Annotated in this window: 9 protein-coding genes; 2 read left to right on the forward strand and 7 right to left on the reverse strand. The window is 67.4% G+C overall.

Translation table 11 applies throughout. The annotated features are described in order from the left end of the window. Positions 1 to 1,094 (reverse strand): thiamine pyrophosphate-binding protein (locus QOI01_RS31650; RefSeq protein WP_526387458.1); only part of this gene is annotated, 1,094 nt, incomplete at its 3' end. A 196-nt stretch (positions 1,095 to 1,290) separates the two neighbouring features. On the opposite strand from QOI01_RS31650, the gene QOI01_RS31655 reads away from it, so the two are divergent. Continuing rightward, positions 1,291 to 2,223: a heme o synthase gene (locus QOI01_RS31655; protein WP_526387460.1), complete on the forward strand. Its 933-nt coding sequence runs from the start codon at positions 1,291 to 1,293 to the stop codon at positions 2,221 to 2,223. A 4-nt stretch (positions 2,224 to 2,227) separates the two neighbouring features. Here QOI01_RS31655 and arfB read toward each other — a convergent pair whose 3' ends face one another. Beyond that, on the reverse strand, positions 2,228 to 2,659 hold the full coding sequence (arfB, locus tag QOI01_RS31660; protein ID WP_526387462.1) for an alternative ribosome rescue aminoacyl-tRNA hydrolase ArfB: 432 nt from the start codon (positions 2,657 to 2,659) through the stop codon (positions 2,228 to 2,230). 42 nt (positions 2,660 to 2,701) lie between these two features. Next, entirely contained in the window at positions 2,702 to 3,676 is a 975-nt protein-coding gene (locus tag QOI01_RS31665) for a quinone oxidoreductase family protein (RefSeq protein WP_526387464.1), read from the reverse strand. An 18-nt stretch (positions 3,677 to 3,694) separates the two neighbouring features. Here QOI01_RS31665 and QOI01_RS31670 point away from each other — a divergent pair, with 18 nt between their 5' ends. Then, positions 3,695 to 4,642 carry an ATP-grasp domain-containing protein gene (locus QOI01_RS31670; protein ID WP_526387466.1) on the forward strand — a complete coding sequence of 316 codons (948 nt, stop codon included), beginning with the start codon at positions 3,695 to 3,697 and terminating at the stop codon, positions 4,640 to 4,642. Here the strand turns inward: QOI01_RS31670 and QOI01_RS31675 are convergent. From QOI01_RS31675 to mptB, 4 genes are all read right to left on the reverse strand, one after another. Further along, a complete protein-coding gene (locus tag QOI01_RS31675; protein ID WP_526387468.1) occupies positions 4,592 to 5,548 on the reverse strand; it encodes a COX15/CtaA family protein in 957 nt (318 codons plus the stop codon). The genes QOI01_RS31670 and QOI01_RS31675 overlap by 51 nt on opposite strands. A gap of 46 nt (positions 5,549 to 5,594) precedes the next feature. Continuing rightward, positions 5,595 to 6,380, reverse strand: a complete 786-nt coding sequence (locus QOI01_RS31680; RefSeq protein WP_526387470.1) for an ABC transporter permease — start codon at positions 6,378 to 6,380, stop codon at positions 5,595 to 5,597. After that, entirely contained in the window at positions 6,377 to 7,342 is a 966-nt protein-coding gene (locus QOI01_RS31685; protein ID WP_526387472.1) for an ATP-binding cassette domain-containing protein, read from the reverse strand. Before QOI01_RS31685 ends, QOI01_RS31680 begins: the two co-directional genes overlap by 4 nt. Continuing rightward, positions 7,339 to 8,905: polyprenol phosphomannose-dependent alpha 1,6 mannosyltransferase MptB (mptB, locus tag QOI01_RS31690; protein WP_526387474.1), on the reverse strand; the 1,567-nt coding region annotated here is incomplete at its 5' end. The genes mptB and QOI01_RS31685, both read right to left, overlap by 4 nt.

Genomic DNA, 8,905 nt, shown 5'->3' on the forward strand with positions numbered 1-8,905 from the left:
ATGTCGGCATCCCAGCCGTCCGGCAGCTCCTGGGCCAGCAGCCGGTCGAGGAGCTTCTTGCGTTCCGGCTCGCGCTCGGCCCACGCATCGAACTCCGGCTGCCACTTCTCGTGCGCTTCTCGGCCGCGGTCGACCAGCTTGCGGGTGTGCTCGATGACCTCGTCACGGACCTCGAACTTCTTGTCGGGGTCGAAGCCGAGGACTCTCTTGGTGGCGGCTACCTCCTCGTCGCCGAGGGCCGAGCCATGCGCGCCGCCGGTGTTCATCTTGGTGGGCGCGGGATAGCCGATGATGGTGCGCAGCGAGATGAACGACGGCTTGTCGGTGACGGCCTTGGCTGCCTCGATGGCCGCCTCGATGCCGACGACGTTCTCGCCGCCCTCGACCTCCTGCACGTGCCAGCCGTACGCGCGGTAACGGGCAGGCACGTCCTCGGACAGCGCGATGTTGGTGTCGTGCTCGATCGAGATCTGGTTGTGGTCGTAGAACACGATCAGATTGCCGAGTTGCTGCGTCCCGGCCAGTGAGCTGGCCTCGCTGGTCACCCCCTCTTCCATGTCGCCGTCGGAGGCGATCACGTAGATGAAGTGGTCGAACGGGCTGGTGCCGGGTGCGGCATCGGGGTCGAACAGGCCACGCTCGTAGCGCGACGCCATCGCCATGCCGACTGCGGAGGCCAGGCCCTGGCCCAGCGGCCCGGTGGTGATCTCGACGCCCCTGGTGTGGCGGAACTCCGGGTGCCCGGGCGTCTTGGACTTCCACGTCCGCAGCGACTCGATGTCGGTCAGCTCGAGCCCGAATCCACCCAGGTACAGCTGGATGTACAGCGTCAGACTGCTGTGACCGCACGACAGTACGAAGCGGTCGCGGCCCAGCCAGTGCACATCCGATGGGTCGTGCGTCAACTGGCGCTGGAAGAGCGTGTACGCCAACGGCGCCAGGCTCATTGCGGTGCCGGGATGGCCGTTGCCGACCTTCTGCACGGCGTCTGCCGCCAGTACTCGCACCGTGTCGACGGCGACGGAGTCGACGTCCGCCCAGTCATCGGGGTGGCTGGGGCGGGTGAGGGCGGAAATCTCTTCCACTGTGGTCACGAGCAAGCTCCTCGGGTCGGCAAGCTGTCACTGAATACCCTAGTGCGGATCAGTTCATCGCCGCAGGCCGCGTCACTCAAGTTGGTTGGGCGTTCACGTGCGGCGACCCTGCATTGTTCGACGCACAGTTCCACGGTCTACCATCCTCTGTAGTAGAAGCCGCGTGCTGCCGCGAAATTACGAGGAGAACAACTGCGTGAGCATTCGCGAGCGCCGTCTTTTCCGCCAGGCGCCTGGCCGAATCCGTACCACGCTGTTGGCCTATCTGGCGCTGACCAAGCCGCGTGTGATCGAGCTTCTGCTCGTCACGACGATTCCGGCCATGCTGCTGGCCGACCGCGGCACGGTGCATCCTCTCCTAATCGTCAACACCCTGTTCGGCGGCATGTTGGCCGCCGCGGGTGCGAACACGCTGAACTGCGTCGCCGACGCTGACATCGACAAGATGATGAAGCGGACGGCACGCCGGCCCCTGGCCCGCGCGGCGGTGCCCACCCGGCACGCGTTGGTATTCGGACTGGTGCTCAGCGCTGGATCGTTCGCCTGGCTGTGGTGGACCACCAATCTTCTGTCGGGTCTGCTGGCGGTCGCGACCATCGCCTTCTACGTGTTCGTCTACACGCTGCTGCTCAAACGCCGCACCTCGCAGAACGTCGTCTGGGGTGGGGCGGCGGGCTGCATGCCCGTGATGATCGGCTGGTCGGCCGTCACGGGCACCATCGGTTGGCCCGCGTTGGTGATGTTCGCGATCATCTTCTTCTGGACGCCGCCACACACCTGGGCGCTGGCGATGCGCTACAAGGACGATTACAAGGCGGCAGGCGTGCCGATGCTGCCGGTCGTCGCCACCGAGCGGCAGGTCACCAAGCAGATCCTGATCTACACGTGGCTGACCGTGCTGACGACGCTCGCCCTGGCGCTGGCGACCGGCTGGCTGTACGCGGGGGTGGCTCTGCTCGCGGGAGCGTGGTTCCTGACGATGGCCCACCAGCTGTACTCGGGAGTAAAGCGCGGTGAGCCGGTGAAGCCCCTGCGGTTGTTCCTGCAGTCCAACAACTATTTGGCCGTGCTGTTCTGCGCGCTGGCCATCGACTCCGCGCTGGCGCTGCCGACTCTTCTGGGACCGTGACGGGTTAGGTCGCGTCCCAGCCGCCCCGGCGCCCCTCCTTCGTTCGACCTCGGCGCTTCTTGTCCGCGATCCGGCGTTCCTTCGAGCCCCTGGTGGGCTTGGTCGGCCTGCGCATCGGTGGAGGTGCGACAGCCGCGGCGCGGAGCAGGCGGGCCATGCGTTCGCGGGCGGCCGCGCGATTTTGGAGTTGTCCGCGGTGTTCACTCGCCGTCACGGTGAGAACGCCTCCGGCCAGGCGACCGTGCAGTCGGCAGAGCATCCTCCTGCGCAGCCACTCCGGAACCGACCGCGAACGGGCCAGGTCGAAGGACAGTTCGACCCGGCTGTCCGCGGTGTTCACGCCCTGCCCACCTGGCCCGGAGGACCGGGAGAAGCGCTCGCTCAAATCGGCCGCGGACACCACGAACGTCCGCGTCACGATCAAGTCCTCGGCCACGCCGACAACATTAGGACGGCCACCGACGGCCGGCCTTGCGAGTCAGGGCACCAACACGACCGAGCCGACGGTCTTGCGCCCCTGCAGGTCGGTGTGCGCCTTGGCCGCGTCGGCCAGCGGATAGCGCTCGCTGACCGTGACGTTGATGGTCTCCGTCGCGATCGCGTCGAGCAGTTCCCCTGCACGCCAGGAGAATTCGTCGGCGGTCCTGGTGTAGTGCGCCAGCGTGGGTCGGGTGAGGAACAGCGATCCCCCACTGTTGAGGCGCTGGGGGTCGAACGGCGGAACGGGTCCGCTGGACGCGCCGAACAGGGCGAGCGTGCCGCGCACGGCGAGGCTGGCCAGGCTGGCGTCGAACGTGGACGCCCCGACGCCGTCGTACACCGCGGACACCCCCCGGCCGCCGGTGAGGTCACGGATCCTCGCCCCGAATTCCTCGGCGTCGTCCGGATAGTCGAGCACCTCGACGGCGCCGGCCGTCCGGGACAGTTCGGCCTTGGCGCGCGTGGAGACCGTGGTGATGACCTTGACCGCCACGCTGGTGGCCCATTGGGTGAGGATCAGGCCGACGCCGCCAGCGCCCGCATGGACGAGCACCGTGTCACCCTGCTGTGCCGGGTAGACCGACTTGAGTAGGTAGTGGGCAGTCATCCCCTTCAGCAGAGCCGAGGCCGCGACTTCGGCTGGCACGGCGTCGGGCACGTAGGCCACGAAATCGGCTGGTGCCAAGCTGTATTCGGCGTATGCGCCGACCGCTTGTGCTGTGACCACCCGATCGCCGACGTTGAGTGCCGCGACGTCGTCACCGACCGCCTCGACGGTGCCGCAGACCTCGGTGCCAACGACGAACGGCAGCTCGCGAGGGTACTGACCCGATCGGAAGTAGGTGTCGATGAAGTTGACGCCGATGGCATCGGCCTTGATGAGCACCTGGCCGGACCCAGGTTCCGGCTTGGGCTTCTCGACGTAGGTGAGGACATCGGGTCCGCCGGTTTCTGATACTTCGATCGCGTACATGACACCTATCATTCCAATGTGAAGCTAGCGCGGCCCGACGTTCGTCATCCCAACGTCGTTCTCGCAGGTTGCCGGGCCTTGGTCGACGGCGACGGCGACGACGCCGGCCTGGTTACCGCGTTGCGATCCAGGGGTCTGCATGCCCACTGGCTGGCGTGGGACGACCCGGCGACGCTCGACGCCGATCTGGTGATCCTGCGCGCGACCTGGGACTACACGGAGCGGGTCGACGAGTTCCTTGCCTGGACCACCCGTGTCCCAAACGTTCTGAACGCGCCGAGTGTGCTGGCGTGGAACATCGACAAGCGGTACCTCGCGGATCTTTCGGACGCGGGTGTGCCGACCGTGCCGAGCCGGTTCTTCGCACCGGGGGACGAGGTGCGCATCCCTCTCGGCCACGCTGAAGAGGTGGTCGTGAAGCCATCCGTCGGAGCGGGATCGGTGGGCGCCCAACGGTTCGCCGACGCGGGACTGGCGCGCAAGCATGCGCTGGCGCTGCACGGGAATGACCAGACCGCTCTTGTGCAGCCGTATGACCCGCGGATCGCCGCCGGCGAGACGGCGCTGGTGTTCCTCGGCGGCGAACAGTCCCACGCGTTCACCAAGGGCCCGTTGCTGCCGTCGCCCGGTGAGCATGCGGCCATGGACGAATCAGGGACCTACGCCGAGGAATCCCTGCAGCCCGCAGAGCCGGACTTCGAACTGTGGGACGTCGGGCACGCCGCACTCGGTGTCGCGGCGGCGAAGCTGGACGTCGACGTCTCGGAACTGCTGTACGCCCGCGTCGACGTCATCGGCGGTCCCGACGACCCGCGGCTACTGGAACTCGAACTCGTCGAACCGTCACTGGGCTGGCGCCAGCTCGACGAGCCGGCCCGCGCCGACCGGCAGCGAACGTTCGCGCTCGGGGTCGAGTCAGCCCTGGATCGGCTCGGGCTCGGCCCGTTGTCGCATCGACGCCCATAGCGCCGACGTCGCAGCCGTACAGGCGGCCGCGCCAAGGACGTGCACGGCGACCAGGACTGGCGGTACGCCGGTATAGAACTGCACAGTCCCGACCATGCCCTGCAGGGCGACCAGCACGAGCAGGGCGACCAGGCGAAGAGTCACCGGTCGCGGCGCGTGCACGGCGAGCAGGGCGAAGCCGAGCCCGATCAGCAGAGACACGTACGCGGTCACCAGCGACGAGTGCCGATAGACCAGGGTCACGATGTCCAACCCCAGTCTCGGCACCGGCGCGTCGATGCTCTTGTCACCGGCATGCGGGCCGGCGCCGGTCACCATGGTGCCGGTGACGAGAACGATCGAAAGCGCGACACCGCTGAGGAATGTCAAATGGCGCAATGGATTCGGTACCAGCAAGGTCGAGACACCCACGTCGGGTTCTCCGATCTTGGCGAACAGCTGCACCGAGAGCCAGACCATCGCCATGGAGACCAGCAGATGGATCGCGACCGTCCACCACAGCAGCCCGGTCAGCACGGTGATGCCGCCGAGCACGGCTTGCACCACCGTCGATGCGGGCATCAGCCACGCGTAGACGAGTACTTCGCGGCGCCGACGGGCCCGTGTCACGGCCAGCACCGCGGCGGCCGCGGTCAGTACCACCAGGAAGGTGATCATCCGGTTGCCGAACTCGACGGCCTGATGGATCACCGGCACCTCGGCCACCGCTACGGGGGTGAAGCTGCCGGGGAAGCATTGTGGCCAGGTGGGGCAGCCCAGGCCAGAGGCCGTGACCCGGACGATGGCCCCGGTGACGGCGATGCCGCCCTGAGTCAGGATGACCACGGCGGCGATGATCCGCTGAACTCGCAGGCTGGGCAGGGGCAGCACGTCGACGAGTCGCAACAGGAAGCGTCCGACGGCCATCGCCCGATCGTAGAGCAGCAATAACTACAAGCCGTAGTAGGGGCGGTCAGGTGAAGCGGAACCAGCGCAGCGCACATAGGGCCGCGACTGCGCCCCAGGCGGCGAGGACCGCAACGCCGAACCAGTCCACGGACGATGTCAAGGCCTGAGTCAGCGCCTCGGTCAGCGCGCCGGACGGGGTGAGCCTCGCCACGAAGCGCACGGTGTGCGAGACCATCCCGCCCTCGCGATCGCCTTCGACCGTGAGCGCTCCGAGGCCCGCGAACACGAACCACAGCAGGTTGGCCACCGCGAGGACGATCTCGGCACGCAGGGTGCCGCCGAGGAGCAGGCCCAACGCCGTGAAGCCCGCCGTTCCGAGCGCGATGATCAGCGCGCCGAGTGCCAGCCCTGCGAGCGCGGGTCGCCAGCCCAGGGCGAAACCGATGGCGCCCAACAGGATCGACTGCAGAAACACCACGGTGACTACCGCAAGGGACTTGCCCGTGATGATGCCCCACACCGGAAGCGCCGTCGCGCCGAGACGCTTCAACGCGCCGTATCTACGATCGAAGGCCACGGCGATGGCCTGCCCGGTGAAGGCGGTCGAGATCACGGCGAGCGCCATGATCGCGGGCACGAAGGTCGCCGCGCGGTTGGGACCGAACGCACCCAACGGCATCAGCACCAACCCGACGAGCAGGGTGATCGGGATGAACATCGTCAACAGCAGTTGCTCGCCGTTGCGCAACAGCAGCTTGAGTTCGAGACGGAACTGCGCGGCCAGCATGTTCGGCACCGTCGCCGGTCGCGGATCGGGGGAGAAGGTCCCTGGAGCGAAGCGATTCGTCACGAGCGGAGTTCCCTCCCGGTGATGTCGAGGAAGACGTCCTCGAGGCTGCGCTGTTCGACGCGCATGTCGGTGGCCAGCACGTTGATTCGCGCGCACCAGGCGGTGACGGTGGCCAGCACCTGTGGGTCGATCTCACCTTCGACGAGGTACTCCCCAGGACCGACCTCACTGGACGCATAGTTCTCGGGTAGTGCTGAAACCAGAAGCGAGAGATCGAGTTTCGGTGGTGCCGAGAACCGCAGCTGGTTCTCGGCACCCCTGCCCATGAGCTCGGCGGGCGTGCCCGTGGCGACCGCAACGCCGTGATCGATGATCACGAGGTGATCGGCGAGTTGTTCGGCCTCGGTCAGTTGGTGCGTCGTGAGGACGACCGTGACTCCGTCGCGGCGCAACCCGTCGATCAGGTCCCACACCACGATGCGCGCGTGGGCGTCCATACCCGCCGTGGGCTCGTCGAGGAACACCAGCTCCGGTCGACCCACCACCGCGCACGCGAGCGCAAGACGTTGCTGCTGTCCGCCGGAAAGGCGCCGATAGGTGGTCTTGGCGGCCTCGGTGAGGCCCAGAGTTTCCATGAGCCACTTGGGCTCCAGCGGATTGGCCGAATACGCGGCGACGAGATCCAGCATCTCGCCGGCCCGCGCCGCCGGATAGCCGCCACCGCCCTGAAGCATCACGCCCATGCGTTCGCGAAGCCGCGCATTGTCGGCGACGGGGTCGAGCCCGAGGATCTCGATCGATCCCGAATCGGGCTTGATGAACCCCTCGCACATCTCGACGGTCGTGGTCTTGCCCGCGCCGTTCGGTCCGAGCAGTGCCAGCACCTCGGCCTCGTGCACCTCGAGGTCGAGACCGTCGACGGCCGTAGTGGACCCGTACCTCTTCGTCACCCCGCGCAGCCGCACTGGGACTTCCGAGGAGCGCTCGCGCGAGGAGCCAACTGCACCGGAACGGGAGGTCACGGTGAGTCAGCGTAAGCGTCGGGTCTGGTGATCGGTGGTGGGGAGCCGGGTGGAGACTCGGCCCCGACGGTTCCGCTCGAGTCCGGCAGCGGACGCCACGGCAGACGCCGGTAGGTGATCGCGATGAGGATCGCGATGAGGATCGCGCTCGCCAGGGTGGCGTCGACGATCTGGAACAGGGCGAAGCGGTCGCCGTTGGCCGTAGGTCCGAATATGCCGACGATGAGCGTCATCACGATGGTGGTGCCGCGGAATCCCGGCCTCGTCGCCCACGTCGCGAGCGGGATGATCGCCCACAACAGATACCAGGGCTGCACTACCGGGAACAGCAGCACCGTCGCGCCCAGCGCGACGCCGAGACCGCCCACGGGATGCAGTCGGCCCCGTAGAACGGCCAGCAGGAGCCACGTGACGAGAATTGCGATGATGATCACACCGATGGCACGGGTCAGGCCGAGCACCGCAGTGGTGTGGTCGCCCAGTCCGAGCAGGATGCCCACCTGGCCGGTGCCGAGGGCGATCAGTGTCGGCGGCGACATCCACGAGCGCACGACGTTGGCGGTGCCAAGAGTGAACAGCCACCCGAAGCCCAGCCCGCTGGCCCATCCGATGAACGCCGTCACAACGACCGCGATCGCCGTCAGCGAGCCGCCCGCGAGCAGGAACGCGCGGAACGTGCCGCCCCACTTACACGCCAGCGCCATCGCCACGAACCCCAACGCCAGCAGTGACGGCAGTTTCACCTGAGACGACATCGTGATCAGCACGGTGCCTGCGATCAGCATGCCCAGCGGTAGCCACCGCGCCCAGTCCGCGCGCCCATGGGGCCAGTGCAGGGGACGCGGTATGAGCGGGCCCGCCAACCTGCCGTCGCTGGTTCGGCTGACGGCACGGAGCGCGAACTCGGTGCCCGCCAGCATCAGACCGAGCATCGGCGCTTCGTTGTGGATGCCCGCGACCAGATGCATGAAGAGGAGTGGGTTGCAGGGACCCAGCCACAGTGCACTGACCTCGGCGACACCGCATCGACGAGCCAAACGTGGAGTGGCCCAGACGATCAGCCCCACACCAGCCAGGACCACGATGCGGTGACAAAGCACCGCCGCAACGATGTTGTCACCGGTGAGTTCGGAGATGCCGCGGCCGATCCACAGGAACAGTGGGCCGTACGGAGCCGGTGTCTCGCGCCAGAGACTTGGTACCGAAAGCGTGAAGACGTGGTCGAGTCCGAGCCCGGGCGCCGGCCCCACCCGATACGGATCGAGCCCGAGGCGGGCGATCTGACTCTGCGCGAGGTAGGAATAGACGTCCTTGCTGTACATCGGCGGCGCGATGAGCAGCGGCAGCGCCCACAGGAGCAAGGTGCGGTCCAACTGGCTCCGGGACATGCGGCGGCTGCCCAGCGCGAATCGCCCCAGCATCAACCACGCGAGCGCCATCATGACGGCCCCCGTGGTGGTCATCGTCAGCGACACGGTCTGGATGCGGGAGGGAAGATTGAGGAGCCGCACTCCGAACGTCGGGTCCTGGACCACCGGTCGCGCGCCCGCGCCGAGCGCCCCG

Origin of the sequence: Mycobacterium sp. (genome assembly GCF_032162605.1) — a bacterium.
Lineage (GTDB): Bacteria > Actinomycetota > Actinomycetes > Mycobacteriales > Mycobacteriaceae > Mycobacterium.